This is a genomic window from Elusimicrobiota bacterium (genome assembly GCA_016706425.1).
GTDB lineage: Bacteria > Elusimicrobiota > Elusimicrobia > FEN-1173 > FEN-1173 > JADJJR01.
In genome coordinates this window covers 664,476-690,924 of the sequence record JADJJR010000001.1, presented here as the reverse complement: position 1 = coordinate 690,924, position 26,449 = coordinate 664,476, and the positions used below count along the sequence as shown (strand labels likewise).

22 protein-coding genes and 1 pseudogene are annotated in these 26,449 nt (G+C 65.1%); 12 read left to right on the top strand and 11 right to left on the bottom strand.

From position 1 onward, the window contains the following. Positions 1–3: 3 nt before the first annotated feature. Positions 4–1,326, top strand: coding sequence for a hypothetical protein (locus IPI56_02845; GenBank protein MBK7544680.1), 1,323 nt, complete (start codon positions 4–6; stop codon positions 1,324–1,326). Here IPI56_02845 and IPI56_02840 read toward each other — a convergent pair. From IPI56_02840 to IPI56_02790, 11 genes are all read right to left on the bottom strand, one after another. Then, positions 1,323–3,368, bottom strand: coding sequence for a hypothetical protein (locus IPI56_02840; GenBank protein ID MBK7544679.1), 2,046 nt, complete (start codon positions 3,366–3,368; stop codon positions 1,323–1,325). The two genes, IPI56_02845 and IPI56_02840, sit on opposite strands and share 4 nt — an antisense overlap. Further along, positions 3,365–3,913 carry a class I SAM-dependent methyltransferase gene (locus tag IPI56_02835; GenBank protein MBK7544678.1) on the bottom strand — a complete coding sequence of 183 codons (549 nt, stop codon included), beginning with the start codon at positions 3,911–3,913 and terminating at the stop codon, positions 3,365–3,367. The genes IPI56_02840 and IPI56_02835 overlap by 4 nt, the downstream gene beginning before the upstream one ends. A 79-nt stretch (positions 3,914–3,992) precedes the next feature. Continuing rightward, positions 3,993–7,304, bottom strand: coding sequence for a carbamoyl-phosphate synthase large subunit (gene carB, locus IPI56_02830; GenBank protein MBK7544677.1), 3,312 nt, complete (start codon positions 7,302–7,304; stop codon positions 3,993–3,995). A 6-nt stretch (positions 7,305–7,310) separates the two neighbouring features. Further along, positions 7,311–8,285: a PorV/PorQ family protein gene (locus tag IPI56_02825; GenBank protein MBK7544676.1), complete on the bottom strand. Its 975-nt coding sequence runs from the start codon at positions 8,283–8,285 to the stop codon at positions 7,311–7,313. Further along, positions 8,282–9,910 carry a hypothetical protein gene (locus IPI56_02820; protein ID MBK7544675.1) on the bottom strand — a complete coding sequence of 543 codons (1,629 nt, stop codon included), beginning with the start codon at positions 9,908–9,910 and terminating at the stop codon, positions 8,282–8,284. The genes IPI56_02825 and IPI56_02820 overlap by 4 nt, the downstream gene beginning before the upstream one ends. Further along, the gene (gene carA / locus IPI56_02815) at positions 9,907–11,025 is read right to left on the bottom strand and encodes a glutamine-hydrolyzing carbamoyl-phosphate synthase small subunit (GenBank protein ID MBK7544674.1); all 1,119 of its coding nucleotides are present in this window, start codon (positions 11,023–11,025) and stop codon (positions 9,907–9,909) included. The genes IPI56_02820 and carA overlap by 4 nt, the downstream gene beginning before the upstream one ends. Then, positions 11,022–12,311: an adenylosuccinate synthase gene (locus IPI56_02810; GenBank protein ID MBK7544673.1), complete on the bottom strand. Its 1,290-nt coding sequence runs from the start codon at positions 12,309–12,311 to the stop codon at positions 11,022–11,024. The genes carA and IPI56_02810 overlap by 4 nt, the downstream gene beginning before the upstream one ends. 4 nt (positions 12,312–12,315) lie before the next feature. Beyond that, positions 12,316–13,896: an FAD-dependent thymidylate synthase gene (locus tag IPI56_02805; protein MBK7544672.1), complete on the bottom strand. Its 1,581-nt coding sequence runs from the start codon at positions 13,894–13,896 to the stop codon at positions 12,316–12,318. Between the two features lie 166 nt (positions 13,897–14,062). Further along, a complete protein-coding gene (locus IPI56_02800) occupies positions 14,063–14,572 on the bottom strand; it encodes an RES family NAD+ phosphorylase (GenBank protein ID MBK7544671.1) in 510 nt (169 codons plus the stop codon). Then, positions 14,569–14,943 carry a DUF2384 domain-containing protein gene (locus IPI56_02795; GenBank protein MBK7544670.1) on the bottom strand — a complete coding sequence of 125 codons (375 nt, stop codon included), beginning with the start codon at positions 14,941–14,943 and terminating at the stop codon, positions 14,569–14,571. Before IPI56_02795 ends, IPI56_02800 begins: the two co-directional genes overlap by 4 nt. A gap of 88 nt (positions 14,944–15,031) precedes the next feature. Then, on the bottom strand, positions 15,032–17,743 hold the full coding sequence (locus IPI56_02790; protein MBK7544669.1) for a phosphoenolpyruvate carboxylase: 2,712 nt from the start codon (positions 17,741–17,743) through the stop codon (positions 15,032–15,034). A 260-nt stretch (positions 17,744–18,003) separates the two neighbouring features. Between IPI56_02790 and rpsP the strand changes: the two genes are divergently transcribed. The 11 genes and pseudogenes from rpsP to IPI56_02735 all read left to right on the top strand — a co-directional run bounded on the left by rpsP (position 18,004) and on the right by IPI56_02735 (position 26,436). Continuing rightward, positions 18,004–18,258 carry a 30S ribosomal protein S16 gene (gene rpsP, locus IPI56_02785; GenBank protein MBK7544668.1) on the top strand — a complete coding sequence of 85 codons (255 nt, stop codon included), beginning with the start codon at positions 18,004–18,006 and terminating at the stop codon, positions 18,256–18,258. 9 nt (positions 18,259–18,267) lie between these two features. Further along, positions 18,268–18,504: a KH domain-containing protein gene (locus IPI56_02780; GenBank protein MBK7544667.1), complete on the top strand. Its 237-nt coding sequence runs from the start codon at positions 18,268–18,270 to the stop codon at positions 18,502–18,504. Between the two features lie 37 nt (positions 18,505–18,541). Next, positions 18,542–19,222 (top strand): tRNA (guanosine(37)-N1)-methyltransferase TrmD, encoded by a 681-nt coding sequence (gene trmD / locus IPI56_02775; protein ID MBK7544666.1) that lies wholly within the window; start codon positions 18,542–18,544, stop codon positions 19,220–19,222. A 17-nt stretch (positions 19,223–19,239) separates the two neighbouring features. Further along, the gene (gene rplS / locus IPI56_02770; GenBank protein MBK7544665.1) at positions 19,240–19,635 is read left to right on the top strand and encodes a 50S ribosomal protein L19; all 396 of its coding nucleotides are present in this window, start codon (positions 19,240–19,242) and stop codon (positions 19,633–19,635) included. Positions 19,636–19,716: 81 nt separating this feature from the next. Continuing rightward, a pseudogene (locus tag IPI56_02765) lies at positions 19,717–20,366 on the top strand (ribonuclease HII). After that, positions 20,353–20,736 (top strand): YraN family protein, encoded by a 384-nt coding sequence (locus tag IPI56_02760; protein MBK7544664.1) that lies wholly within the window; start codon positions 20,353–20,355, stop codon positions 20,734–20,736. Before IPI56_02765 ends, IPI56_02760 begins: the two are co-directional and overlap by 14 nt. Before the next feature lie 64 nt (positions 20,737–20,800). Next, positions 20,801–22,360, top strand: a complete 1,560-nt coding sequence (locus IPI56_02755) for a diguanylate cyclase (protein ID MBK7544663.1) — start codon at positions 20,801–20,803, stop codon at positions 22,358–22,360. Continuing rightward, positions 22,344–23,867, top strand: a complete 1,524-nt coding sequence (locus IPI56_02750; GenBank protein MBK7544662.1) for a GGDEF domain-containing protein — start codon at positions 22,344–22,346, stop codon at positions 23,865–23,867. The genes IPI56_02755 and IPI56_02750 overlap by 17 nt, the downstream gene beginning before the upstream one ends. Next, the gene (locus IPI56_02745) at positions 23,864–25,270 is read left to right on the top strand and encodes a diguanylate cyclase (protein MBK7544661.1); all 1,407 of its coding nucleotides are present in this window, start codon (positions 23,864–23,866) and stop codon (positions 25,268–25,270) included. The genes IPI56_02750 and IPI56_02745 overlap by 4 nt, the downstream gene beginning before the upstream one ends. Next, complete coding sequence (locus IPI56_02740) at positions 25,231–25,410, top strand: diguanylate cyclase (GenBank protein ID MBK7544660.1); 180 nt, start codon at positions 25,231–25,233, stop codon at positions 25,408–25,410. The genes IPI56_02745 and IPI56_02740 overlap by 40 nt, the downstream gene beginning before the upstream one ends. 138 nt (positions 25,411–25,548) lie before the next feature. Next, a complete protein-coding gene (locus IPI56_02735; GenBank protein MBK7544659.1) occupies positions 25,549–26,436 on the top strand; it encodes an NAD(P)H-binding protein in 888 nt (295 codons plus the stop codon). The last annotated feature ends 13 nt before the right edge of the window (positions 26,437–26,449 follow it).

Here is a 26,449-nt window from a genome sequence, read left to right as displayed (position 1 = left end):
TCCATGAAAAGACTTTTCCTTGCGATAACCGCCCTGACCCTGGCCGGAACGTTGGCGGCCACGGAACGCCCCATGGCGGTCCGCGGGGCACGTGCCCTCGGCATGGGCGACGCCTTCACGGCCATGGCCGACGACCAAAACATATTTTTCTACAACCCGGCGGGCCTCGTGCAGCGCACCGGATCGGCGTTCACCCTGCTCGACATCCCCGTCACCGTGGGCAACGACGTGACGAAGATCATCGACTTCATCAACGACAACGAAGACGACCTTAAAAACTTCGACACCCTCCTTCCCGCCCGCCAGGCCGCGCTCATCAACCAGATCAACCGCGATCTCGTGACCCTGCGCCCCACCTTCGGCTTCGGCGCGCCGAACCTGAGCTACCTTTCGGGGCCCGTGGTCGGTGGGTTTTTCTGGGGCGCCGGCCTCTTCGGTCAGGCCAGCGGCCGCGTCGGCTTTGTCTACGACGTGCTCACCCCCTCCCTGTACTACGACATCAATATTGACGCGGCGCCCATGGTGAGCTTGGCCAAGCATTTCGATTCGCTTCCGATTCTCCCGGGGCACCTGGGCGTCGGGGCCACGCTCAAATACCTCAACCGCGCCCAGGCCAGCGACACCCGCGTGTCCTTCATTCAATTGGACAGCTACGACGCCCCCCCGCTGCAACGAGGCAAAGGGCACGGCATCGACTTCGGCGCCTTGTATCAACCGACCGCGCGGCTCAACATCGCCGCGACGTGGATGGATTTCGGCGGCACGCAACTGAAATTCGACGCGTTGGCCGCGGAGGACGGGTTCGACGCCCGCCCCGCCCGAACGGCGGGTATTCCCCAGCGTCTGAACGTGGGCGTCGCCTGGACCCCCGCGCGCCTGGGCCTCGGGCCCCTCGGCCTGCCCACGGGCGACCGGTTGACCCTCGCGGCGGACGTGCGGGACGTCCTCAACGAAGACAGCAAGGTCCTGCTCGACGGGGGGTTGATCGCCGACAGCGCGGGCAAGCACATCCACCTGGGCGCGGAATACCGCTGGTGGTTCCTGCGCTTCCGCGCCGGGGCCAACCAAGGGTACGCCACGGCGGGGCTGGGGATCGACATCCCGGTCTTGAAATTGGATTACGCGTTTTTCTCGGATGAGGAAGGCGATTTCGCGGGAAGCTTGAAGCATTCGGCCCACATCGTGTCCCTGGCCCTGCGGTTCGGGTCGGGCCGGACGGAGGCCCAGGAGCGCGTCGGCGCGAAGCCCGCGCCCGCGCCGACCCCGGCTCCCCCCGCGACGGCGACGGAAAAGGCCCCCGAAGCGGCGCCCGCGCCCGCGAACTAGTCGAGCCGTCGGGCGGGCACCCCGCCCCAACGCTCGCCGGGACCGATCGTCGTTCCGGCCTCGACCAACGACAAGGGCTCCACGCGCGCGCCCTCACCGAGGGTGACGCCGGGCAAGAGCATCGCCCGGGCACCGATCGAGGCGCCGCGCCCCACGCGGATCCGCCGCAACTGCAAGCGCCCGCCCGTGAGATGCCCGGGCAACAAAAGCACGTCGTGCCCGAGCGACGCGTCCCGCTCCAAGGTGACCATGTAGGGATCCGCCACCAACGAGCACGGCAGGGACCGCACCCGCCCCCGCTCGGTCGTCAAGCCCAGCAGTCGCAGGAACAGCCGTCGAAACTCCGGCGGCACCAGCCCGTTTTGGTAGTGCAAAAATAAATTGGTGATGCACAGGAAGGCGTGGAGTTTCCAAACCAATAACACCCGGCCGTCCTTTTCCTGATAGTATTCCCCTTCGGGCAGGGGCCAGAGGCGGCGGAGTCCCGCCAAAACGGCCAAGGTGGATCCCACCATAAAGCCGTAAAACGAGACCATTCCCAAAAACAAGTCCAAAGAAACCAAACGGCTGAGGACCCAAACGCCCAGGGAGGCGAGCGAAAAAATCAAGGCTTCGGCCAGGACCGTCAAAAAAATGTCCGCCGAACGCAGCAACGGGCGGCCCGCCACAAACCCGCCCGGGTCCGTCGCCGGGCCGAGGTTCCGCGCCGGCACGCCGCCCCACCGGGTCCCGGGCGGCACGCGGGTGCCCGCCGTGACCAGCGTCATGGGCAAGATCTCCGCCCCGGCGCCGACCTCCACCCCCGGCATGAGGACCGCGCGTTCGCCCACGATGGCGTTTTCCCCCACGCGAATCGCCCGCAGATGGAGCTCCGTCACCGCCAGAGCGTGGGGCAGCAGCAGGGCGTCGTAGCCCGTGGAGGCGACATTGTCCATGGTCACAAAAAACGGATCGAGCACGATCCCGATGGCCGAAAGATGCCCGCGCCCCCGACGAATCCGCGCCCCCATAAGGCGATGCAGGACGAACCGAAGAACCGGGGGGATTAAATCCCGCTGGTAAAGCGAAAACAAATTTGTGATCCCGATGAAGGCGAACAGGTTCCAGCGCAGGCAGGCCCAGGGATGCTCGGCGCGGTTGTACACCCCTTCGCGAAAGGGCCACACCCGCCGAATGATCCACTCGGCCCCCAACGCGACGGCGGTTTGAGCGACGTAAAACACCAGGGCGACCTCGAAGAACCCGAGCGACCATCGACGAAGCGCCGCCCAGGCCCCGATCCCCGCGGCGGTTAAAATGGCGGTTTCAACCGTTCCCGAGACCAAGAGATCGCGCCAGGTGGAAAAACGGTTTTCGCCGCCCACGGGGATTTGGCCCATTTTCCGGGCGGGCACGCCGCCCCACACTTCCCCATCGCCGATGACCGTGTTTTCGGCCACGACCGACATGGCCTTGACCATGGCTCCCCGGCCGATGGAAACCCCCGGCAACACCACGCTTCGCGCGCCGATCACCGCGCCCCGACGAACAACGACGGTTCCCAGGGTGAGCCGGCCGTTTTCGTACAGGGACGGCAAGAGGGAGGCGTCTTGCCCCACCATGGTGTCCGCCTCCAGCGTGATGAGGTAGGGGTCGACGACCACGCCGGCGATGGAGATGATGCCTCCGCCGGCGTTCATGCCCAGCCAGCGGCTGAAAAATTTCCGCAGGTGGGCGGGCAGTAGGCCGTTTTGGTAATGGAAGAATAAGTTGTTCATGGCGAGGTAGTTGAACACGCGCCAGGCGAAAAGCACGCGGGGGTTCTCCTCCGGGCTGTACACGCCCGGAACCAAAGGGACAATCCCCCGCACAATCCGCAACACCACCATCGTGCCCCCGGCAAAAACGCCGTAGGCCACCAGGACAAAGGCGAAGGGCTCTAAGGGGAAAACGCGGTCGAGAAGAACGGTCGCGCCGACGGCCAAGGCCGTCAGAACGACTTCAACAACCGCCAGGACGGTGACTTCGGCGCGGGGCCCGAAACGGCCGGAGCTCGTGTTCATGACGTCGGCGGTGGGGCCGGCCCGCGGGCGACCACCTGGACCACCGCGGCCCGCCCGGTGTGGAGGGTTCCCTCCACGACGTCACGCTCCGTTTCGACGGCGTGGATTAATTCAAGAGCGGCCAGGTCAATTTTCAATTCGTCCAGGGTGGGCAATAGATCGGCGGTGGGCGGGCCGCCGGTTTTGTATTGGAGTTGGGCCGGGCGATAGGCCTCCAACAACAGCACACCGCCCGGCCGAAGCCCGGCAACGACACCGGCGTGCAAACGCCGTCGCACCGCCGCGGGAAGGTGGCAAAAAATGGAGACGACCCCGTCCCAGCTTTCCGGCGCGACGACGTAATCCGTTAAATCCGCCACGACGGTTTCCAGGGTCACGCCCCGCGCGGCGGCGAGTCGACGGGCTTTTTCCAGACCCACGGCCGATTGGTCGACGGCGGTGACCGCGTGGCCGAGGCCAGCCAAATAAACGGCGTTGCGCCCCTCGCCTTCGGCGAGGGACAGAACCCGCCCCCGGGGCGGCAAGCGGTGCGCCCAGGCTTTCAGGAAATCGTTGGCTTCGGTGCCGTAGACATGGGGGGCGCCCCCGTAACGGGCGTCCCAGTCGGCCGCGCGGGAAAGACCGCTAGACGTGGGCCGGCACCTTCGCGGCGGCGGGCAGGGCGGCGGCGTACAGCGATTGCAGGGGCCGCGCCTGCCAGCGGGTGGAGCGGGACATTTTAAGGCCGTCGGCCACCGCGCGCGCGGCGGCGTAGGTGGTGAAGATCGGAACTCCGGAAACCAGGGCCGTCCGCCGGATGTGGAAGCCGTCGGACCGGGCGCGACGGCCGTGCGGCGTGTTGATCACCATGACCACCTCGCGGTTCTTGATGACGTCGAGAACGTTGGGGCGCCCTTCGGCGATTTTCTTGACCGGCTCGATGGCGAGGCCTTTTTCCTTCAAATAAAGGTAGGTGCCTTCGGTCGCCATGAGGCCGTACCCCATCTCCAGGAACGCCTGGGCGATGGGAACCGCCTGCTTGCGGTCCCGTTCCCGGAGACTGAAGAGGATTTTCCCCGCCTTGGGCAGGGCGCTGCCCGCCGCGGCCTGGGCTTTGGCGAAAGCCAGGCCGTAGTTTTCATCGATCCCCATGACTTCGCCGGTGGATCGCATCTCGGGGCCCAACACCACGTCCACCTGGGGGAAACGCATCCAAGGGAACACCACTTCTTTCACGGAATACCAGGGTTTTTTAAGGGCCATGACGGCGGCGTAGGGGGCGAGGGCTTCTTTTAACGATTTCCCCACCATGACTTTCGCGGCGACCTTGGCCAGGGGCACGCCCGTGGCCTTCGAGACGAAGGGCACCGTGCGGCTGGCGCGGGGGTTCGCTTCGAGAACGTACACCGTGCCGTTTTGCACGGCGTACTGGATGTTGATGAGCCCTTTGACCTTGAGGGCCAGGGCCATGGCGCGGGTGTGGCGCTCCAGGTCGGCCAGGACCTTGGGCTCGAGGCTGTAGGGGGGCAGCACGCAGGCCGAATCGCCCGAATGGATGCCGGCCTCTTCAATGTGCTCCATGATGCCGGCGATGTAAACGTCTTTTCCATCGCAGACGGCGTCGACGTCGACTTCCTTGGCGTCCTCCAAAAAGCGGTCGAGCAGGATGGGCAGGCCGGCGCCGGATTCCAACGCGCGCTTCATGTAATCGGCCAATTGCTCTTTGTCGTAGACCACTTCCATGGCCCGGCCGCCCAGGACGTAGGAGGGACGCACCATGACGGGATACCCGACCCGCGCCGCGGCGGCCTCGGCCTCCTTCAAATTGCGGGCCGTGCCGTGGGCCGGGTGCGGGATCTTCAATTTTTTCAAAAGCTCGCCGAACCGCTCCCGGTCCTCGGCGATGTCGATGGAATCCGCCGAGGTGCCCAAGATCTTGACCCCGGCCTTCAACAGCGGCTTCGCCAGGTTGAGCGGCGTCTGCCCGCCGAATTGGGGGATGACCCCTTTGGCCTTGGTGCGTTCGACGACGTTCACCACGTCTTCCAGGGTCAGCGGCTCAAAGAAAAGCTGATCGGACGTGTCGTAGTCGGTCGACACGGTCTCCGGGTTGCAGTTGACCATGATGGCTTCGGCCCCGCACTCCTTGATGGCCCAGGCCGCGTGCACGCAACAGTAGTCGAACTCGATGCCTTGACCGATGCGGTTGGGACCGCCCCCCAGCACGATGATGCGGTCGCTTTTGGACAGGGGCAGGGACTCGTCTTCGGTTTCGTAGGTCGAATAGAAATAGGGCGTGTCCGCGGGGAACTCGGCGGCGCAGGTGTCGACTTTTTTGAAGGTGACGGGGATGTCCTTTTTCCGTTTTTTGGCGACGGTTTCGGCCGAGAGCCCCGTGAGGTAGGCGATCTGCACGTCGGAAAACCCGTCGCGCTTGGCCCGCCGCAGGAGGTCGACGGAGATCTTTTTGCCCGCCGCGCGAACCTCCTTTTCCAGTTCCCAAATCATGGCCATTTGGTGGAGGAACCACGGGTCGATGGCCGACAGGCGGTGGATGTCCTCGACCGACAAGCCCAACTGCAGGGCGTACTTCACGTAAAAAATGCGGTCGCAGTTGGGCACGCGCAGTTTTTGTTCCACGTCCTCCAACAGCTTGGCCCGTTCGGCGGAGGCGGCGTCGCCGCGCTTCACGAGGTCGTCCACCTTGGGCACGATGGACTTGCCGTCGGCCCCGAGGCCGGCCCGGCCGATCTCCAGCCCCCGCAGGGCCTTCTGCAGGGACTCGCGGAACGTGCGCCCGATGGCCATGACCTCGCCCACGGACTTCATGCTGGTGGTGAGCGTCTGGTCGGCCTCGGTGAACTTTTCAAAGGCGAAGCGGGGCACCTTGGTCACGACATAGTCGATCACGGGCTCGAAACAGGCCGGGGTCTTTTTGGTGATGTCGTTGGCGATCTCGTCCAACCGGTAGCCCACGGCCAGGAGCGCCGCCATTTTGGCGATCGGGAAGCCCGTGGCTTTGGACGCCAGGGCCGACGAGCGGGACACGCGGGGGTTCATCTCGATGACGGTCGTGCGGCCGCTCCGGGGATCGACGGCGAATTGCACGTTCGACCCGCCGGTTTCGACCCCGATGGCGCGGATGCAAGCGAAGGCCTGGTCGCGCAAAATCTGGTATTCCGGGTCGGAAAGGGTTTGCGCGGGAGCCACGGTGATGGAGTCGCCCGTGTGCACGCCCATGGGGTCCAGGTTCTCGATGGAGCAGATCACGACGCACTGGTCCGCCCGGTCGCGCATGACCTCGAGTTCGAATTCCTTCCAGCCGATGACGGACTGCTCGAGCAAAATCTCGTGGATGGGGCTGGCGTCCAACCCGCGCACGACCGCGCCCATGAATTCTTCTTTGGTGTAAACGATGGCCGATCCGACGCCGCCGAGAGTGAAGGAGGCGCGGATGATGAGCGGGAATCCGATCTCTTCGGCGATGCGCTGGGCCTGTTCGAGGTTACGGGCGACGCCGCTCTTGGGCACGTCGAGGCCGATTCCGAGCATGGTTTTTTTAAACAACTCACGGTCTTCGGCCTTCTTGATGGCGTCGATCTTGGCGCCGATCAGTTCCACGCCGTATTTTTGAAGGCTGCCGCGCTCGTGCAACTCCACGGCGAGGTTGAGGGCCGTTTGGCCGCCCAAGGTGGGCAAAATGACCTGGGGTTTTTCCTTTTCCAAAATCCGTTCGATCATGGAGGGAATCAGCGGTTCCACGTAGGTCGCGTGGGCGAACTCCGGGTCGGTCATGATCGTCGCGGGGTTGGAATTGATCAAGACGACGCGGTAGCCCTCCTTCTTGAGCGCCTTCACGGCCTGGGCCCCGGAATAATCGAACTCGCAGGCTTGGCCGATGACGATGGGCCCGGACCCGATGATCAGGATGGTTTCAATGTCGGTGCGCTTCGGCATAAAAGTTTACTCTCCGTCGGTTCGCCAAAAATAGGACAGCGTGAAGCGGTGGCGGTCCGTCAACTCGTCCACCAATTGAATGGAATAGTCCACCCGCCAGCGTTGCAGCCAAACCCCCACCCCGCCGGTGACGCCCGGGTCTTCGCCCCCGACGCGACCGCCGACCCGCAGCGCGGCGCGCCGGGCGAGCTCCCACTCAAAACCGAACGCGCCGACCACGTTGCCCCAGCGGTCGACGACGGCGTCGGCGCCGCCCCAAAAACGGGAACGCCCCTGCCCCATCTGCATGTACCAAGGCCCGCCGAGGCCGAAAGTGGACGCCTCCTCCTCGGGCGACCGCGCTTCGAAAGACAGGCCCACGCGGTAGAAAGTGGGCAGAGGGTCTTCCACGGAACGGTAGGTCACGCCCGATCCGACGTTCTGCGCCGAGGCGCCCAGCCGCAGGCCGGGGGTAAACAAATTGATCAAGAGACCCGCGTCGCCGGCCACCGCGGTGGCCGAAGCTTCCTCCGCCAGGCGGGAGGTCAGGAATTTTCCCGTGACACCCACGCGGAACCCCTCGGCCAGGGCCGCGCCCGCCGACAGGGACCCCACGAAATCCTGCTGGGCGCGGCGGGTGACCGACGGCCCCAGAGTGGGCACGATGTCGATGGTGCCGGCGTCGAGGTAGGCGACCGACGCGGCCAGACCCACCCGCTGATTGGTCCACCCGCCGGCCAGGAGCCCCGTGCGCACCTCGCCGGGGGAGGTTTCAAATTGGGACAAGAACTGGGAAAATTCCATCGTCGTCAGGGCGGCCGGGTTGTAGGCCACCCCGCTCAAATCCCCCGTCAGGGCGGTCGCGGCTTCGCCCAGGGCGGTGGCGCGGGCGTCGGCGGTCTCCAACAGGGTCAAACCGCCGGTGCGCGAGTCCACGGCCCGGAGGGCCCAGGGGATCGCCCCGGCGATCAAGAGAATCCCGGCTCGACGCGCGCGTTTCATTTAACCACCGCCGCTTTCAAAATTTTGTTCAGCCGGTCCGCTTCGATCCGGATCAAATAGATTCCGCTCGCGACGATTTCCCCGGCGTCGTTGCGGCCGTCCCAGGTCGTGCTGAAGGCGCCGGCGGCGTGGGAACCGTCCACCAGGGTTTTGACCGGCACGCCCCGTAGGGTGTAAACCCGTACCAACACCGCCCCGGGCAGGACGGAATAATTCACCGTCATGATCTCGCCCTTGGACGGATCAAACAAATTGTCGGCCACGTCAATGTTCACGGGCCCGCCCACGAAATTCACGGTGGTGTTGGTGGCCTGAAACGAGGCAAAGGATTGACTCGCGGGGACATAGGCGTACCCGGCCGCGGAGGGCGTCACGGTGTAGCCCCCCTCCCACAGGTTCAATTGGGAGTAGGAACCCGTTCCCGCCGGGAGGTTGCCGGTGGCAATGCTCCCCGCCAATTGGACGACCGCGCCGGGGATGGCCGCCGCGGCGAAATCCTGGACCGTGCCGCCCAGGGTCAAGCCTCGGTTCGCGTCGGTTTGGAGATGAACCGCCGCCGCGGGGGCGGTGGTGTAATAGGTGGCCAGGAAATGATCGAACCGGTTGTAAACCACGCTGGGGCCGACCCCCGCCACGGCGGCGGAGCCGTCCAGAACCGAATATTCCCACCCCGTGCCGTTCCACGCCGCCCTTGAAAACCCCGGTGCGGTGGACAAATAAACCACCGTGGGACGTTCCAGACTGTTCACCGCGGCGTCCAGAAATTCGCTTCCGCCGCCGACCGGTTCGTAATTCAAAAACCCGCCGGTGCTCGAGGCGAGGTAATACTCGATCCACGGGGAACCGCCCGACGTGTAGCTGTCGAAAATGTGCGATTGGTTGTTGTCGTCCACCGCCAAAGCCAAGCCCGACGGCGGGGCGGTCGCCCAGTCCACGGGCCACCACCCCTTCACCGTCGGCGTGGAGCCACCGACAGCGAAATACCCCAATCGGTCATCGGGCAGGCCCAGGGAGTCCCCCCCCGTCAGGAAGGCCAGCCGGGGGGTGTCGTCGGAGGCCAAATCCAACGCCACCGCCGTGGGGTAAGAACTGATGTGCACCGTGTGGGTGCTCCAGACCGTGCCGCTGTAGGCGGCGTAGACCGTGGCCGAGCTGACGGTGTTGTTGAAGGCCACGCGGGGTTGACCGTTGGAGGCGACGGCCAGGGACACATAGGTGATCGTGGAGACAAAGCTTTGGATGGTGGTGGGCGACTGAAACGTCGACCCGTTCAGTTGGGTGTGTTTGACCCCGGCCCGGGACCCCGTGGCGTCGATTTCATAGAAAACCACGTGGGGGGTGTTGCCGCTCAACTTCATGTCGCTCCGGGGCGACACGGTTTGGTCGATGACGTTGATCGGCGCCGACCAGGTGGTTTGCCCGTTCACCAGTTTGGTGTAACGCAGCCGCTGGCTCGCCGGATCGTAATAAGTCACGTGAACGGTGTTGAGGCTATCGAGGGCGACGTTCGTGCCCATGAACGTGGTGGACGATACCGCCGAGACCGTGGTCACCTGTTCGGTGGTGACCGCCGCGCGTAGGCCGCCCGCCGCCATCATCAACAACACCGCCAGCGCTTTTTTCACGACGCGGATGCCCCCTTCATGAGATCCACGAACCGCGCAAAAAGATAACGGGCGTCGTGGGGGCCCGGGCAGGCCTCGGGGTGGTACTGCACCGAGAACATCGGCAGGTGTTTGTGCCGCAGTCCTTCCAGGGTGTTGTCGTTCAAATTGACGTGGGTGGGCTCGACCGCCTTGCCGGCCAAGGATTCGATGTCCACGGCGAAGCCGTGGTTTTGCGTCGTCACTTCGACTTTGCCGGTGGTGAGGTCCTTGACCGGGTGGTTGGCCCCCCGGTGGCCGAACTTGAGCTTGTAGGTTTTGCCGCCCAGGGCCAGGCCCAGGATTTGGTGGCCGAGACAGATGCCGAAAAGAGGGATGGGCTTCGACGCGCCGCCGTTGTGGGCGGCCACGCGGCGCACGGTCTCGATGGCGTAGGTGACGGCGGCCGGGTCGCCGGGGCCGTTGGACAACATGATCCCGTCGGGTTTGAAGGCCAGGAGCTCGGCGAAGGACGTCTTGGCCGGGAAGACCGTCACGTCGCAACCGTGGGCCGCGAGGGAATTCATGATGTTGTACTTGACGCCGAAATCCATGAGCGCCACGCGTCGGGCCGGGGCGGCCTTGTCGGTCGTTTTCCAGGCATAGGGGGTTTCGCAGGTCACTTCCTTCACCAGGTCCGCGCCCGCCATCGAAGGCGACTTTTTGGCTTTTTCCACCAAAACCTTGGGCTTCACGTTCTCGCTCGAAATCACGCCGCGGCAGACGCCGACGTCCCGCAGGTGGCGCACCAGCGCCCGGGTGTCGATGCCCTCGATGCCGACCACGCCGGTTTTCTTCATGTAGGCGTCGATGGTCGCGACGGGTTTCCAATGACTGGCCAGGGGGCTGAATTCCCGGGCGACGTAGCCGGCCACGTGGGGCTTTTTCGATTCGTCGAAATCGGCGACGGTGCCGTAGTTGCCGATGTGCGGGTAGGTCATGACGACGATTTGCCGTTGGTAGGACGGGTCGGTCATGATTTCCTGATACCCGGAAAGGGCCGTGCAAAAGACGACTTCCCCGGTCGTTTCCCCCGGGGCGCCGAAGGCCTGGCCTTCGAACACCCGGCCGGTTTCGAGGGCGAGGACGGCCTTCACGGGATCCACCGGAACTTTTTGTCGACGAGGATGGTCTCGTCGCGGCTGCGGCCCATGGAGATGAGCGCCATGGGCACGCCGACTTCCTTGGCGAGGAACGCCACGTAGTTTTGCGCCGCCTTGGGCAGTTTTTTGTAGTCGGTGATGCCCTTGACGGGTTCCGAAAACCCCGGGATGTTTTTGTAGACGGGCTCGGCGGTGGCCTGGGCCCGGCGGCCGGCGGGGAAATCCTTCACGGTTTTCCCGTCGACCTTGTAGGCCACGCAGACGCGGATGGGATCGACCCCCTCCAGCACGTCGAGCTTGGTGAGCGCCAGGCGCGTCAGGCCGTTGATGCGCACGGCGTGGCGCACGACCACCGCGTCGAACCAGCCGCAGCGGCGCGGACGGCCCGTGGTGGCGCCGAACTCCTGGCCGCGCTCGCGCAGTTGGTCGCCGAAGGCGTCTTTCAGTTCCGTGGGGAACGGCCCGTCGCCCACGCGCGTGGTGTAGGCCTTGACGACGCCCAACACCTCGTCGATGACCGCCGGCCCCACGCCCGACCCGACGCAGGCCGCGCCCGCGATGGGGTTGGAGGAGGTGACGAAGGGGTAAGTGCCGAAGTCCACGTCCAGCATGGTGCCCTGGGCGCCTTCGAAGAGGAGGTTCTTCTTTTTGGCCAGGGCGTCGGCCAGGAGCGTGGGGGTTTCGGCCACGTACTCGGCGAAGAAGGCCCGCAGGGCGTCGTAGTCCTTGAAGGTTTCCCGACGCAGTTCGTCCAAGGACACCAGGCTCGTCAAGAGCGGCGCCTTGGCCTGGAGGTTTTGCTCGACGAGTTCCTTGAAGGTGTCGGGCTCCATGTAGTCCGCCAGGCGGATGCCCACGCGGCCGACCTTGTCGGAATAGGCGGGGCCGATGCCGCGCTTGGTGGTGCCGATCTTGCCTTGGCCCGACTCGCGGAGCGCGTCCAAATACCGGTGATAGGGCAAAATGAGATGGGCCCAGGCGCTGATGAACAACCGGCCCCTCACCTTGATCTTTTGCCCCTCGAGGAAACGCACTTCCTCCCGCAGGGCCCAGGGGTCCATCACGACGCCGTTGGCGATGACGCAGCGCCGCCCCGGCTGGAGGATGCCCGAGGGGATTTGGTGCAAAACGAACTTTTTTCCGTCGAAGACGACGGTGTGGCCCGCGTTGTTGCCGCCTTGGTAACGCACGATGACGTCGGCTTTTTTGCCGAGCAGGTGCACGATTTTGCCTTTGCCTTCGTCGCCCCATTGGGCGCCCACCACGATTAATGTCGACATGAGGTTAAAGGGTCCTTTGGTATTCCTCGATGGATTTTTTCCAAACCAGTACGCCGCAAAAACGGTCGCCCTCGGGGCAGAAGGGCCGCGCGCCCGCGGCGGCCCGCAAGGTGCACGGCGCGCCCAAATAACGGGCCACCCGGGGGGCGACCCGGGCGATCTGCTCCACTTCCTCTTTGGAGGCGCGCCAAATCTCTTCTTGCGCCGTGTAGCAGAGGCGCTTCGTCCACTTGTGGTGAAGGTTGAGCAGGTCCCCCGATTCCTCGAAGCGGACGGCCACGGCGTTGGGCAAAAGGTAAAGGGCGAACTCCTCGGCGACGCCCATGTTCAAAAGGCGGGTGATGCGCCCCCACAGGCCCTCGACGGTCTCCTCGTAAAGTTCCAGGGCGGTCGGGGTCATTTCGATCAACCCGGGGGTGATCACGTCCGGCCTGTCCGGCACGAAATGTCCCGAGAGGATGGGCCGCGAGCCCGGGGTGGTGCGGTGGCGTTGGTCCTGGCTGTCGGCCGTGTGGGAGATTTTTTTGGCGAAGGTGAAATGCATGTGGCTCAACGTCCGCGTCAACTTGGCGTGGGCGGTGAGGTTGAGCGCTTCGCTCAAATAAGGGTTTCGGGCGGGGTTGAGCACCCGGTCGATGGCGTCGTCGTCCGAGAGGGCGCTCTTGGGAACGCCCAGGACCGTGCGCACCGACTGGGCCAGCACGGCCTCGCCGTGGGCCTTGTGGTCCACGAGCTTCGAGACGTGGCCGGCCAGGCGGTGGTCAAATTCTTGAATAAATTCGCGGGACGGCTTCGTGCTTTGGCCGTGGAATTCCCGGTGGGCCTGGAACTCGGGGGTTTTATCCAGAGGCAGGGGGTCCTCCATGCGCTCGACAAACAAGGGGTCAATGGCGCGCACGGCCTCGATCATTTTTTTGACGACGGCCCTTTGCTCCCAGGGGGTGTCGAAACTTTCGCAGAGCCGGTGGTAACGGTGGAGCGTGAGCCCGCTGATGGTGTGGTAAAGGTGGGCGTGGGTGGCCACGGGCAGGACGTAGCGGGCGATTTCCTGGGCCTTGCGTTGGACGCTACGGGCCCAAGGTTTTTCCGTCGGCTTTCGCAGGGGGAAGAGTCGGCCGTACTCCTTTTGCACCGTGGGGGTGAGCCATTCCGTCAACTTTTGATAGGCGCCCATGAGGGCGGCCGCGGTTTCGGAGTAGAGCGTCCGGGCGGCCTCGGGCAGGGGCGGCACCGCGACCCGCTCCGGCGACACCGTCACGTAACGCTGGCTGACCTGTTCGGAATTGTAATAGGGGTGGCTGTGCAAAAAGGACCAGATGAACTGCCGGGACACGTTTTCCAGGACGAATTGGAAATGGGCGTGCTGCAGGGTGGTGTGGTGGCCGGCCTTGTAGACGCTGGCGGCGATGGCGTCGCGCTGGGCGCGGGATTTCTCGTCCCGGGCCACGTCGGCGGCGGTGACCACCGTGGGCGAATAACAGGTGCGGGCCGTGGCGACGGCGTTGTCGTAGGGGTTTTGAAACGTGTTGACCAACCGAACCGAGGGTTCGGGCGAGAAAAGCGTCGGACAAGGTGCGTCTGCCACGGCGGTCTCTGCTTTCACGCGGGGTTTACCTAGCTTATTTAGCCGCCCGGAGGGGGCGGAGGGTGGGGTCCCAACGGTTTGCGGACCCGGGTCAGTTTACCAAAACCGGGGGAAACCCGTCAAACGACCTGTGTCGGTCAGAGGACTTGGTGGTGGAAAAACCCTTTCAATCAACCAGCGTGTCAAGAAGGCAATAAGAAGGCGGGGTCAATTTGTCCTTGAAAACAACCAAATTTTGGCAGCGGTCGCTGGCGGCGGAAGGGGCAATAACGGCCTCAAACCCCACCCGGCGGGCTTCCCGGGCGATGGATTGGGGCAAAGAGTAATCGTCGCCCGCCAGCAGGTCCTCCCGATTGATTTCGAGCGCCCGCAGGACGTCCTTGTGGGTCACGTCCAAACAGCGTCGAACGTCGACCTTGAACCGCCCCGTCACGAAGGGTCGAAACACTTCGGCCCCCCCGCCGAACTGCCGCCCCCGCTCCAGGGCGCAACACTCCGGGCTGACCGACAGATACAGGACACCGAACTCGTGCTTCGGATTGTACCGCCAACCAACGAGGAACGAAGGCCCGATGTCGTCAATGCCGGAGGCGAACCCCTTGCTCACCACGCGATAGTAGGCTTTGTGGGGGCACGCGACACCGGGAAGAAGGGTTTGGACGGCGGCCAGATTCACGCAGGAAAACCGTGCCCCAGGGCCATCAGGAGGGATTTCACTTTCTCCGCCTCCTTGTCGGTCCGAAGGCACATCAAAGGCGGCAAATCGTTCAGTTTCGGGGTCGGGGTCATGAACCATTTGCGGAGCCCCGGGCGGGTCAAAATCTTTTCGGCCAGGTCCAAGATTTCCTGAAGCCGGTTGATGGGGCGAAGGGTTTCCTGTCGGTAAAATCCCGTCTTTTTGTGGCGCATGCGGTTGAGTTGGGCGTCGTTGATATTGAGGCCCCGGGCCAGATCCGTCCCTTTGGCGTCGATTTCAAGAACGATCATGTTGATCCGCCGGCGGGCTTCCGCCGCCGGCACGCGATCCCCGGCCAAAAGTGTATTCATAGAGCCTCCTCGTCGTCCCCAAAACCATTATAAATTAAGTATTGACTATTGTCAATATAATTTGAGATGGGGATGTAGAAAAGGCTTATTAACCTGTGCTTTTCATCCCGGCCGCGATGCCGTTGAGGGTGACCAACAGCACGGCCAGGGCGGCCTCGCGGTCGCGGGCGGGGCGGGTTTCGTCCCGCCAGACCTTCAGGAACCGGTTTTGCAGGGCGCTCAAAGAGTCCACGTAGGGGTTGCGGAGCGCGATGGATTCCCGCAGCACGGGGGCCTTTTCCAGGGGCGCCGCGTGGCCCGTGATGGTCCGGAGAGCGGCGACCGTGCGCTGGTATTCCCCTTTGATGAGCCCCCACATCGTCCGACGCAAAACCGGGTCCTTGACCAGGGCGGCGCTGGTTTCGGCCACGCCCAGGTCGGCCTTGGCCAGGGACATTTCCAAATTGTCGACCAAGGCCGCAAAATAGGGCCAGCGGGCGTACATCTCGACCAAGAGCGCCTTCCCCGCCGCGCCCCGGCCCTTCAAATAACCGTCAAGCCCCGCGCCCGCCCCGTACCAGGCCGGGAGCAAATGGCGCGACTGCGTCCAGGCGAACACCCAGGGGATGGCCCGCATCTCGGAAAGAGGGGTGCCTTCGGCCTTGGGCTTGGTCCGCCGGAACACCGGACGGCTGGCGATCTCGATTTTCTCGATCAGGTCGATGGGCGTGGCCTGGTTGAAATAATCGACGAAACCCGGCGTGTCGCGCACCAGGGCCCGGTACTGGCGGGCCGAGGCCACGGCGATTTCGGCCAGGGCGGCCTCGTAGGCCGCGCGGCGGTCCTCCGGCAGGTCCGCGCCCGGGGGTGCCAACCGCGCGGTCAACACCGCGCTCGCCATTTGCTCAAAGTTCCGACGGGCAATCGCCGGTCGGCCGTATTTGTAGGCGATCACCTCGCCCTGTTCGGTGATGCGCAGGGCGCCGCCGGGCACCGATTCGGGCGCGGCCAGGATGGCCCGGTGGGCGGGCCCGCCGCCCCGGTCGATGGTGCCGCCCTTGCCGTGGAAAAACCGCAGGCGCACCCCCGCCGATTCGGCGGCCCGGACCAGGGCCCGCTGAGACCGGTACAGCTGGAAATTGGCGGCCACGTAACCGGCGTCCTTGTTCGAATCCGAGTAGCCGAGCATGATTTCCTGGACGCCCCTCCGGGAGGCCAGAATCTGCCGGTAAACAGGGTGCCGCCAGAGGGCGCCCATGAGCGCGGGCGCGTGGGCCAGGTCTTCGATGGTTTCAAAAAGCGGAACAAAGTCCACCGTCGACCGCCAACGGCCGCGGCGAACCTCCACCAGACCCGCCCGGCGGGCGAGGAAGAGCGCGGCCCACAGGTCTTCCGCCGCGTGGGTCATGGAAATGATGTAGTGGTCGGCCGCGGCGGCGCCGAACTCGCCCTGGAGAGCGGCGAGGGTTTCCATCTCGCGCAGGGCGAGGTAATCGGCGGCGGACCGGGGGATGGCCCGGGGCCCGCCGGCTTTCAACACCTCCGGCCATTCGGCGGCCGTCGGCGCCCGACCGAGGATGGCCTCGGCGGCGGCCCGCACGCGGCCGCTGTGCTGGCGGAAATCCATGCGCGCCAAATGGAACCCGAACACCCGGGCCTGGCGCTCCAACGTCACGAGCCCGCCCCGGGCCATGCGGGTCCCCCGTCGCCCGGCGAGGCTCGCCCGCAGGCGGGCCAACTCATCGGCGAAGGCGGCCCCGTCGGCATACCCCCCCGGGGTTCCCCCCAGAGAACGACGGAGACGGGCCTCAATCGCCCACAGCTTGGCGCGGTAATATTCGCCTTCCTCCCAGGAGCGCATCCGCTCGGCCAGTTCGGGCAGTTCGCGGCGGTCTTTGTCGAGGGACCGCTTGACCGCCGGATCCACGGGGGCGGCCGTGCTGGAACCGGTCAGGTGCCATTGCAAGCCGTCCACGGCCTTCAAATAAAATTCGATCACCGTCCGCCGTTGTTCGGCCAGCGCCCAGCGCGAGGACTCCGGCGTCACGGCGGGGTTGCCGTCCCGGTCGCCCCCGACCCAGGTGCCGAAGGTCAAAAGGCCGGCCGGCGGGACCGCCCCCGGGGCGTGGCGTTCCAAGGCGGCGGCCACATGGGAAGAAAACTCGGCGACGGCCTGGGGCACCGTGCCCGCCAAAAAGAAAAGCACGTTCCGCACCTCGTCCTCGACCGTCACGCGCCGTTCGCGCACCTGCCGGGTCTGCCAAAGGGCCTCCAGGGCCTCCAACACGTTGTCCTCGGCCCGGCGGGCCTCGGCGGGGGTTAAATCGGCCCGGCGGCACTGCTCCCACAACGACCCGAGGCGCAGCAGGTGGCGGAGGACGACGCGGCGTTTGGCTTCGGTGGGGTGCGCCGTGAAAACGGGCTCGAGGCGAAGCTCCCCGACGGCCCGGGCGAGGCGCGCGGGCGAGACGCCGGCCCGGCGGAGATCCCCCAGGGCCCTTTCCACGGAGAGGGGCGGCGCCTGGCCCTCCCGTTCCCGGGCGCGCAGGCGCTCAAGGCGGTGCTGTTCCTCCGCCAAATTGACGAGCTGGAAATACAAGGTGAACGCCCGGGCCAGGGTTTCGGCCTCCCGGGGGGTGAGGGTGTCGACCCACCGGCGCAGGTTCCGGCGGGCGACGGCCCCCGGCCGGACCCGGGCGGCCTTGGCCAGTTGGCGCAACCTCTCCAGTTTGCTAAAAAAGAGGTCGCCCTGCTGTTCGCGAATCACCCGGCCGAGCCCGGTGGTCAAAACCCGCACGCTGTCTTTGAGTTGGGCGTCCATGAAGGCGTTAACCCGGGCAATTCAGTTGCCCGCGGGATTCGATGAAAAATCCAACTCTTTTTTCTTCGCAAAAAAATTCCTGCGTAGTCCCAGCTACGCCCTCACTTTTTTGCTTTGTAAAAAGGCTTGTCTTTTTCATCTCGGTCCTCGCGCGCAACTGAATTGCCCGGGTAAATTTACGATTTTTTGAGGGATTTGGCTTGACAGGCCCTTCCGTCCTGAAGTAGAATACCCCGAATTTAACTGAGAGGAATATTCCCATGGTTCGCTTACGCATGCAGCGGGTGGGGCGCCCGAAGACGCCTCATTTCCGCATTGTCGCCATCGACAGCCGAAAGGCCCGCGACGCCGCCGGTCTCGAGATTTTGGGTCACTATCACCCGAAGGAAAAGACCAACAAAGTCACCGTCAACACCGAGCGCCTCAACTTCTGGTTGTCCAAGGGCGCCCAGACGTCCGACACCCTGCGCACCGTCCTGAAAACGGCGGGCGCGTTGAAGCCGGCCGCCAACTAACTTTTCGTCATGGCCTCGCCGGTCGAACTGGTGATGTCCATCGTCAAGCAATTGGTGGACAAACCGGAACGCGTCGAGGCCCGTTGGATCGACACCGAACGGACCGTCGAGCTGAACGTCGACCCGGCCGACCGCGGCAAAGTGATCGGCCGCCGGGGCAAAACCATCGATTCCCTGCGGATCTTGACCAGCGTCGTCTTCGCCAACGAAGGGGAACGCATCGACATCCGCCTGCGTGAAGAGTAAGCCGCTTTTTTTTGATCTTTTAACGCTGTTCCCCCGGATGTTCGAGGGGGTCCTCGCCGAAAGCCTTATCGGAAAAGCCCGGGCCAAAGGCCTCGTGGACTGGCGGGTCACCGACATCCGCGACCACGCCGACGACAAGCACCGCACCGCGGACGACCGCCCCTACGGCGGCGGACCCGGCATGGTGATGAAGGCGGAACCTATTTTTCGGGCCCTGAAAACGGTGGGGGCCGGATCGCCCCGGCGGGGCCTCGGCGCCAAGAAAAGCCCCCAGCGCCCCCTGGTGATCTACCTGTCGCCCCAGGGCGAACGATTGACGCAGGTCCTCGCCAACGAACTGGCGACGAAGAAACGCCTGGTGCTCCTCTGCGGGCATTACGAAGGCGTGGACGAACGGATTTTGGATTGGGTGGACCGGGAGATTTCGGTCGGCGACGTGGTTTTGACCGGCGGCGAGATTCCGGCCCTGGTGGTGGTGGACGCCGTGGCCCGGCAGGTGCCGGGGGTGGTGAAGGAAGCGGCGTCCCTCGAGCAGGACTCCTTCGCGGCCGGGTGGGCGGGGCGGCTGGATTGCCCGCACTTCACGCGGCCGGCGGTCTGGCGGGGACGCAAAACCCCCGACGTCCTTTTGGGCGGCGACCACAAGGCCATCGCGCGCTGGCGGCACGACGCGTCGCAACGCGCGACGAAGAACAAGCGTCCGGATTTGATGAAATAAAAAACAAGGTGCGTGTTATGAACTCCATTCTCGAAAAAGTTGAATCGTCTTTCCTGAAAAAAGTCACCGACTTCCGCGTGGGCGATGTGGTGCGCCTCGACGTGGAAATCATCGAGGGCGAATCGAAGCGCGTGCAGGCCTTCGAAGGCGTCGTGATCCGCAAACGCGGGCACGGCATCGGCGCCACCTTCACGGTGCGCAAAATCTCCTTCGGCATCGGCATCGAGAGGACGTTCCCCCTCCACACCCCGCGCCTATCGAGCATCAAGGTGTTGCGCTCCGGCAAGGTGCGGCGCGCGCGGTTGTATTACCTGCGCGACCTCTCCGGCAAGGCCGCCCGCATCGAAGACGAAAGCCTCAACACGCCGACCGCCAAGGCCGCCCCCGCGCCCGAAGCCGTCGCCGCGAAATAACCGTTTCCCGAACCGACGCCCGACGCCGAAAACCGGCGTCGGGCGTTTGCTTTCCCGGGGGATAATTCATAGGCTTTTGCCATGCGGGAAGCCCTCTACGCCTTCGATCACGCCTGGCGCGAAAAAGGCTTTTTTGTTTTGGCGGGCGTCGACGAGGCGGGCCGCGGCCCCTGGGCCGGACCCGTGGCGGCCGCGGCGGTCATTTTGCGGCCCGAAACCCGTTGGCCGGAATTGAACGACAGCAAGAAACTTTCCGAAAAAACCCGCGAGTCCCTCTTCGACCGCATCCGCGGCGACGCCTTGTTCCACGCGGTGCAGTTGGTCCCCCCGAGATCATCGATGAACGGAACATCCTCCAGGCCACGTTTCTGGCCATGGCGCAGGCGGTGCGCGCGCTCGGCGTGGAGCCCTCCCTGATTTTAATCGACGGCAACAAAAAAGTGCCTCAGCTGCCGGCGCGGCTCCAGGAGGCCGTGATCGGCGGCGACGGGAAAAGCGCCAGCGTGGCCGCCGCGAGCGTGCTCGCCAAGGTCACGCGCGACCGCTGGATGGCCCGCGCCCACCGGGAATACCCCCATTACGATTTCGCCGCCAACAAAGGCTACGGCACGGCGGAACACGCCGAAGCCCTTCGTCGGTTCGGACCCTCGCCCATCCATCGCAAAAGCTACGCGCCCGTGCGGGAGTGCCTGTCCCCCGGGCTGTTCGACCGGATTGCTGAACCCGTTTAAAGGTCTCCTCTCCCCCCGGCAGGCCCAGGGCCGACGGGCCGAAACGCTCGCCCGCTCCTTCCTCGAATCCCGCGGTTTCGTTTTTCGCGCGGCCAACGCCGCCACCCGCGCCGGCGAGGTGGATTTGGTGATGGAGGACCGCGGCACGTTGGTCTTCGTGGAAGTGCGCGAACGATCGTCGGACCGTTTCGGCGCGGCCGCCGCAACCGTCACCCCCGCCAAACAGCGCCGCGTCGCCCAGGCCGCCTTGGCGTACCTCAAGGACAACAACCGGATCGGACGGCCGCTCCGTTTCGACGTCGTCGCGGTGCGAAACGGCGCCTGCGAACACATCCCCAACGCCTTCGCCCCCGCGGATTTTTACCTCTAAGAAAACCATTGAGTTCGGCTCTTTTCCGGCCCATTCTTAAAGGGGCGCCGCGCGCGCCCCACCGATGAAGAAACGATCCTTGCTGTCGTGGGACGACCACGCCGTGGCCTACCACCGGTCCCTCCAGGGGGCGGTGCTGGAAGACGTGCGCAAGATGGCTTTTTGCCTGGCGGCGCTTTACGTCGGACTTTTCACCTTCGACGCGCTGACCTTTCCGCCCGCGCACCGGGGGGGGATGCTCGCCTTCGACGGAGCGCTGATCGTTTTTTACGGTTTTGTGGGGGCGGCCGCCGGGGCGGGACGCATCATCCGCTCGCGCGCCAACGCCTGGGGCGCCCTGCTCGGGACGCTGGCCGGGCTCAACATCCTCACGGCCGCGACGCTCTTAAAGTCCGATCTGCTGTTCACGGCCTACTTGGGCCTGACGTTGATCGGCATCGCCGCCGTTCTCCTCTCCGCCTTCTGGATGACGATCGCCACGCTGGTCCTCGGGGGCGCCTGGCTGGGGGTTGTCCTTTGGTTTCCTTCGGGGGACGGCTGGCTCGATGACGCCTTCGTGTTCGCCACCGTGATCGGCATCGCCTATGTTTTGCTGTTCAACCGCATCCTATCTTTCACCCGTTTGCAGCGCATCCGCTCCTTCGCGGCGTTGCTGTTGCGCCAACGATCGGCGAACGATGTCGCCCTCGCCCTCGGGCGCACGGCCGGCCCGCTCACCGGGGCGGCGGCGTGGTCCGTTCAATGGGTGGCGGAGGGGGCCCCGCTCGCCTGGGTCGACGGAAAAGGCGCGCTGTCCCGCAACGACGCCCTGCGGCGGGCCCACACGGAACGCGCGCCCGGCTTTGACGCCGCGCTCGCCGCGGGACGACCCTTTTTTTGGGGTTTCCCCCCCGCGGAAATTCCTGACGGAGGTTGGCGACGCTTTACGGCGGGGGCGCCGGGCGCGCTGGCCCTTCCCCTCCTGTCCAAGGGGTCGGTGTTGGGGGTCTTGTGGCTCGCCAAAAGGGGCCACCGCGGTTTCGGCGTGACGGAACGCGACATGGCGGAAACCTGCGTCGCCCAGGCGCGCGCGGCCTTTGAAGCGGTCGCCCTGCTGGGGGAAGTCCAACAAATGGCGACCACGGACGAATTGACGGGCCTTTTCAACCGGCGGCAGTTCTTCTTTCTGGCGGAACGGGAAAACGCCCGCCGCCGCGGGCCCGGCCCCGGGGGCGTGGCCGTGGTCATGGCCGACATCGACCATTTCAAGAAAGTGAACGACACCCACGGCCACGGGGTCGGGGACATCGTGTTGAAAGAGGTCGCCCGACGTCTCAAAAACGGCCTGCGTTTGACCGACGTGGTGGGTCGCTACGGCGGCGAGGAATTCGCCGTTCTTCTGCCCGACACCTCCCCCCGAAGCGGCCCGCGAGGTGGTCGAGCGCCTGCGCCACGCCGTGGCCGCGACCCCCATCGAGGCCGAGGGCCGCTCCTGACCGTCACCGCCAGCTTCGGCATCGCGAGCCGATCGGTGGCGGGAGAAAATCTGGAGCACCTGTTGACCTTCGCCGACCGCGCCCTCTACCGCGCCAAGGACCTCGGCCGCAACCGCGTCGAAGTGCACGCCCATGAATCCCCGGATTGACCCCCTGCCCGACGCCTTCGCCGTCTATGAGAAATCCCGCCACGCCGCGGTGATCGAAGACGGCCGGCGGATGGCTTGGTGTCTGACCTTCCTTTTTGGCGGTTTTTTCGTTTTCAACGCGTTTGATTTTCAACCGCCCGCGCGAACCCCGATGTTGATTTTTGACGCCGCCTTGATCGTTTTCTTCGCGGCCGTGGGGGCTTTCGCGCAACCGGGTCGTTTGGGTCGGATCCCCGGGGACGCGCTGGGCGCCGCCTTGGGTTTATTGACCGGCGCCAACATTCTCACGGCGGCTTTTTTCGTCGGAGCGGATGTCCTGTACACGGCGTACCTGGGCCTGACCATCATCGGCACCGCCACGGTGATGTTGTCCCTGCGGTGGTTCGCGGGGACGGTCCTCGCGTTGGGGGCCGTTTGGGGGGTGTTGGTCGGCCGCCGGGCCCCCCTCGAAAACATTCCGGACGAAGCTTTTATCCTCATCGCCGCCGGGGCCGTCGCCCTGGTCTTGCTCGCCAACCGGGCGCGGGGGTTTGCCCGCCTGCAACGCATGCGCGCCTACAGCGCCGCCTTGCTTGGGCAGCGGACCCCGCTGGGCGTGGCGATGGCTTTCGGCCGATTCACCGCCTTGTTGACCGACAGTCCCCGATGGGCGGTGGAGTGGTTTCCCCCCTTGGAGGGAAAATGTTGGACGGAAGGGCCCGGCGGTCTGGCGGCGCTCCCCGGCCTGGACGGCGCCGCGCGCGCCCTCCCCCCCGGCGCGACCGAAACGGCGAGGCCTTTTGTTTGGGACCCCGTTCACCGACGTTTGTTCGACACGGGCCCCCGTCAAGCCCGCGGGGTGCTGGGCGTCCCGTTGATGGGCGCCCAAGGCGCGCGGGCCGTCCTTTGGCTGGCGCGGCACGGATTTCGGCAACACACGGTGGCGCAATGGGATTTGGCGGAAATTTGCGCCACCCAGGCCCGGGCGGCGTTGAACGCCGTGGCCCTGCTGGACGAGGTCAAGTCCCTGGCCATCACGGACGAATTGACGGGCCTTTTCAACCGGCGGCAGTTCTTCTTTCTGGCGGAACGGGAAAACGCCCGCCGCCGCGGGCCCGGCCCCGGGGGCGTGGCCGTGGTCATGGCCGACATCGACCATTTCAAGAAAGTGAACGACACCCACGGCCACGGGGTCGGGGACATCGTGTTGAAAGAGGTCGCCCGACGTCTCAAAAACGGCCTGCGTTTGACCGACGTGGTGGGTCGCTACGGCGGCGAGGAATTCGCCGTTCTTCTGCCCGACACCTCCCCCGAAGCGGCCCGCGAGGTGGTCGAGCGCCTGCGCCACGCCGTGGCCGCGACCCCCATCGAGGCCGAGGGCCGCTCCCTGACCGTCACCGCCAGCTTCGGCATCGCGAGCCGATCGGTGGCGGGAGAAAATCTGGAGCACCTGTTGACCTTCGCCGACCGCGCCCTCTACCGCGCCAAAGACCTCGGCCGCAACCGCGTCGAAGTTCATGCCCCATGATCCCCCGCGGTGACGCCCCCATTGACCGATTGTCGATTTACCGGAAGTCCCGCCGGGCCACGGTGGTGGCGGACGCCCGTCGCGGAGCACTGTGTTTGTCGGCTTTGTTCACGGTCCAATTTATTTTAAACATCCCTTATTACTTAGGTCCCTTGCTTCGGGAAATGCTCTTTATTGACCCCGCGCTGATTGTTTTTTTCGCCTTATTTGGATTTTTCGCCCGCCCCGAACGACTCGGGCGACTCCCACCCGAATCGCTCAGTGCCACACTCGCCTTATTGACGGGAACGGACATCCTTGTCTCCGCCTTCCTCTTGGGCACTGAAACGGAATTGGCCAGCGCGCAGCTGTTCACGATTTGGCTCGGATTGACGATCATCGGCACCGCCACGGTGATGTTGTCCTTTCGTTGGTTCGCGGGGACCGGCGCGGCCTTGATTCTCGCGTGGTGGCTGGTGATCGGACAAAAGACGCCTTTCGAGTTGTTGGTGGACGACATCTTCATCCTCATCGCCACCGCCACGGTCGCGCTCCTCCTCCTAGCCAACCGGATCCGATCATTCACCCGCTTGCAGCACATGCGCGTGTACAGCGCCGCCATGTTTGGACAAAGGACCCCCCAGGGCGTTGGGATGACCTTCGGCCGTTTCACGGCGCTCATGACAGAAAGCGCCCAATGGTCCATCCAGTGGATGGGGCCGACCACCGGCGGGATGTGGGTGGACGGGCAAGGCGCCCTGTCCCGAAGAAACGGCATCCACGAGGCGGTGGGTCTGTCTTCGGTCGCGGCCGCCCTGGCCGTGGGGCGGCCCTTCGCCTGGGATCCCTCGCGAAGGAAACCCGCCGACCCCGAGAGCCTGCGGTCCCACGCCGTATTGGCTGTGCCGCTGATGTCAAAAAAAGGGGTGCAGGGCGTTTTGTGGTTGGCCAAGCGGGGGTTGCGCCGTTTCAGCGTCGCCCAACGGGACTTGGCGGCAACCTGTGCTTCACAAGCGCGAGCGGCCCTTGAATCGGTGGGACTCTTGGAAGAAGTCCAGGCTTTGGCCATCACGGACGAATTGACGGGCCTTTTCAACCGGCGGCAGTTCTTCTTTCTGGCGGAACGGGAAAACGCCCGCCGCCGCGGGCCCGGCCCCGGGGGCGTGGCCGTGGTCATGGCCGACATCGACCATTTCAAGAAAGTGAACGACACCCACGGCCACGGGGTCGGGGACATCGTGTTGAAAGAGGTCGCCCGACGTCTCAAAAACGGCCTGCGTTTGACCGACGTGGTGGGTCGCTACGGCGGCGAGGAATTCGCCGTTCTTCTGCCCGACACCTCCCCGAAGCGGCCCGCGAGGTGGTCGAGCGCCTGCGCCACGCCGTGGCCGCGACCCCCATCGAGGCCGAGGGCCGCTCCCTGACCGTCACCGCCAGCTTCGGCATCGCGAGCCGATCGGTGGCGGGAGAAAATCTGGAGCACCTGTTGACCTTCGCCGACCGCGCCCTCTACCGCGCCAAGGACCTCGGCCGCAACCGCGTCGAAGTGCACGCCTCCGTTTAGGGAACTTTTCCAACTCACCGACGTTCCATATAATAAGCCTCCGCGCGGTTTGGGGTCCTTTCGCTTTTGGGCGAAAGTACGCGCGGGGACGCGCCACCGGCCCTCCCCGCCGGATTCCCAATGTCTCGGAGGTTTCCCATGATCGTCGTCACAGCGGCCACAGGCCAAATCGGGCACGCGTTGGTGGAGGAACTTTTAAAGCAAGGTCAGAAAGTGCGGGCGCTCGCCCGCGATGCCAAAAAGCTTGCGCCCCTGGCGCAAAAAGGCGCGGAAACCCGCGTCGTGGACCTCACGGACGGGGCGGCGATCGCGGAGGCCTTTCGGGGCGCGTCCGCGGTCTTTTTGTTGATCCCCCCGCGCTACAACGCGCCGGACTTTCGCGCCTATTACAACCAAGTCAGCCGCGCCTATGTCGACGGCGTGCGCGCCGCCGGGGTCAAAAAAGTGGTCAACCTCTCGAGCCTGGGCGCCCACCTGCCCGACGGCACCGGACCCATCAAGGGCCTTTACGACCACGAAAAACGATTGGACGCCCTGGAAAGCGTCGATCGCCTGCACCTCCGCCCCGGCTACTTCATGGAAAACGCCTTCTTCGGCCTGGGGCTCATCAAGGCCCAGGGGATCAACGGCAGCCCCATCGCCCCGAACATCAAGATCCCCATGATCGCCACCCGGGACATCGCCCAAAGGGCCGCCCGGGCCTTGGCCGCGGGGGATTTCCGCGAGCGGGAGGTGCTGGAACTGCACGGTCCCCGGGACCTCTCCCTGGCCGAGGTCACCCGCGCGCTTGGCGCCGCCATCGGCAAGCCCGACCTGCCCTACGTGCAATTTCCCTACCCGGACGCCTTCAACGCCATGGTGAACATGGGCCTCTCCCCCGACGTGGCCGCGCTCTTCAACGAGATGTACAAAGCCTTCAACGAGGGAGCCCTCAAGCCCACACAGCCCCGCTCGGTGGAGACGACCACGCCGACCTCCATCGAGGAGTTCGCGAAATCCTTCGCGGCGGTTTACGGCGCCCAATAAAAAAAAGGGCCCG

Bases quoted from the DNA above. Each gene is read 5' to 3' on its own strand.
- IPI56_02745 (MBK7544661.1), top strand. From the start codon at position 23,864: ATGATCCCCCGCGGTGACGCCCCCATTGACCGATTGTCGATTTACCGG.
- carB (MBK7544677.1), bottom strand. From the start codon at position 7,304: ATGCCGAAGCGCACCGACATTGAAACCATCCTGATCATCGGGTCCGGG.
- trmD (MBK7544666.1), top strand. From the start codon at position 18,542: ATGTTCGAGGGGGTCCTCGCCGAAAGCCTTATCGGAAAAGCCCGGGCC.
- IPI56_02795 (MBK7544670.1), bottom strand. From the start codon at position 14,943: ATGAATACACTTTTGGCCGGGGATCGCGTGCCGGCGGCGGAAGCCCGC.
- IPI56_02845 (MBK7544680.1), top strand. From the start codon at position 4: ATGAAAAGACTTTTCCTTGCGATAACCGCCCTGACCCTGGCCGGAACG.
- IPI56_02810 (MBK7544673.1), bottom strand. From the start codon at position 12,311: ATGTCGACATTAATCGTGGTGGGCGCCCAATGGGGCGACGAAGGCAAA.
- IPI56_02735 (MBK7544659.1), top strand. From the start codon at position 25,549: ATGATCGTCGTCACAGCGGCCACAGGCCAAATCGGGCACGCGTTGGTG.
- rpsP (MBK7544668.1), top strand. From the start codon at position 18,004: ATGGTTCGCTTACGCATGCAGCGGGTGGGGCGCCCGAAGACGCCTCAT.
- IPI56_02790 (MBK7544669.1), bottom strand. From the start codon at position 17,743: ATGGACGCCCAACTCAAAGACAGCGTGCGGGTTTTGACCACCGGGCTC.
- IPI56_02840 (MBK7544679.1), bottom strand. From the start codon at position 3,368: ATGAACACGAGCTCCGGCCGTTTCGGGCCCCGCGCCGAAGTCACCGTC.
- IPI56_02755 (MBK7544663.1), top strand. From the start codon at position 20,801: ATGAAGAAACGATCCTTGCTGTCGTGGGACGACCACGCCGTGGCCTAC.
- IPI56_02825 (MBK7544676.1), bottom strand. From the start codon at position 8,285: ATGAAACGCGCGCGTCGAGCCGGGATTCTCTTGATCGCCGGGGCGATC.
- IPI56_02780 (MBK7544667.1), top strand. From the start codon at position 18,268: ATGGCCTCGCCGGTCGAACTGGTGATGTCCATCGTCAAGCAATTGGTG.
- IPI56_02750 (MBK7544662.1), top strand. From the start codon at position 22,344: ATGAATCCCCGGATTGACCCCCTGCCCGACGCCTTCGCCGTCTATGAG.
- rplS (MBK7544665.1), top strand. From the start codon at position 19,240: ATGAACTCCATTCTCGAAAAAGTTGAATCGTCTTTCCTGAAAAAAGTC.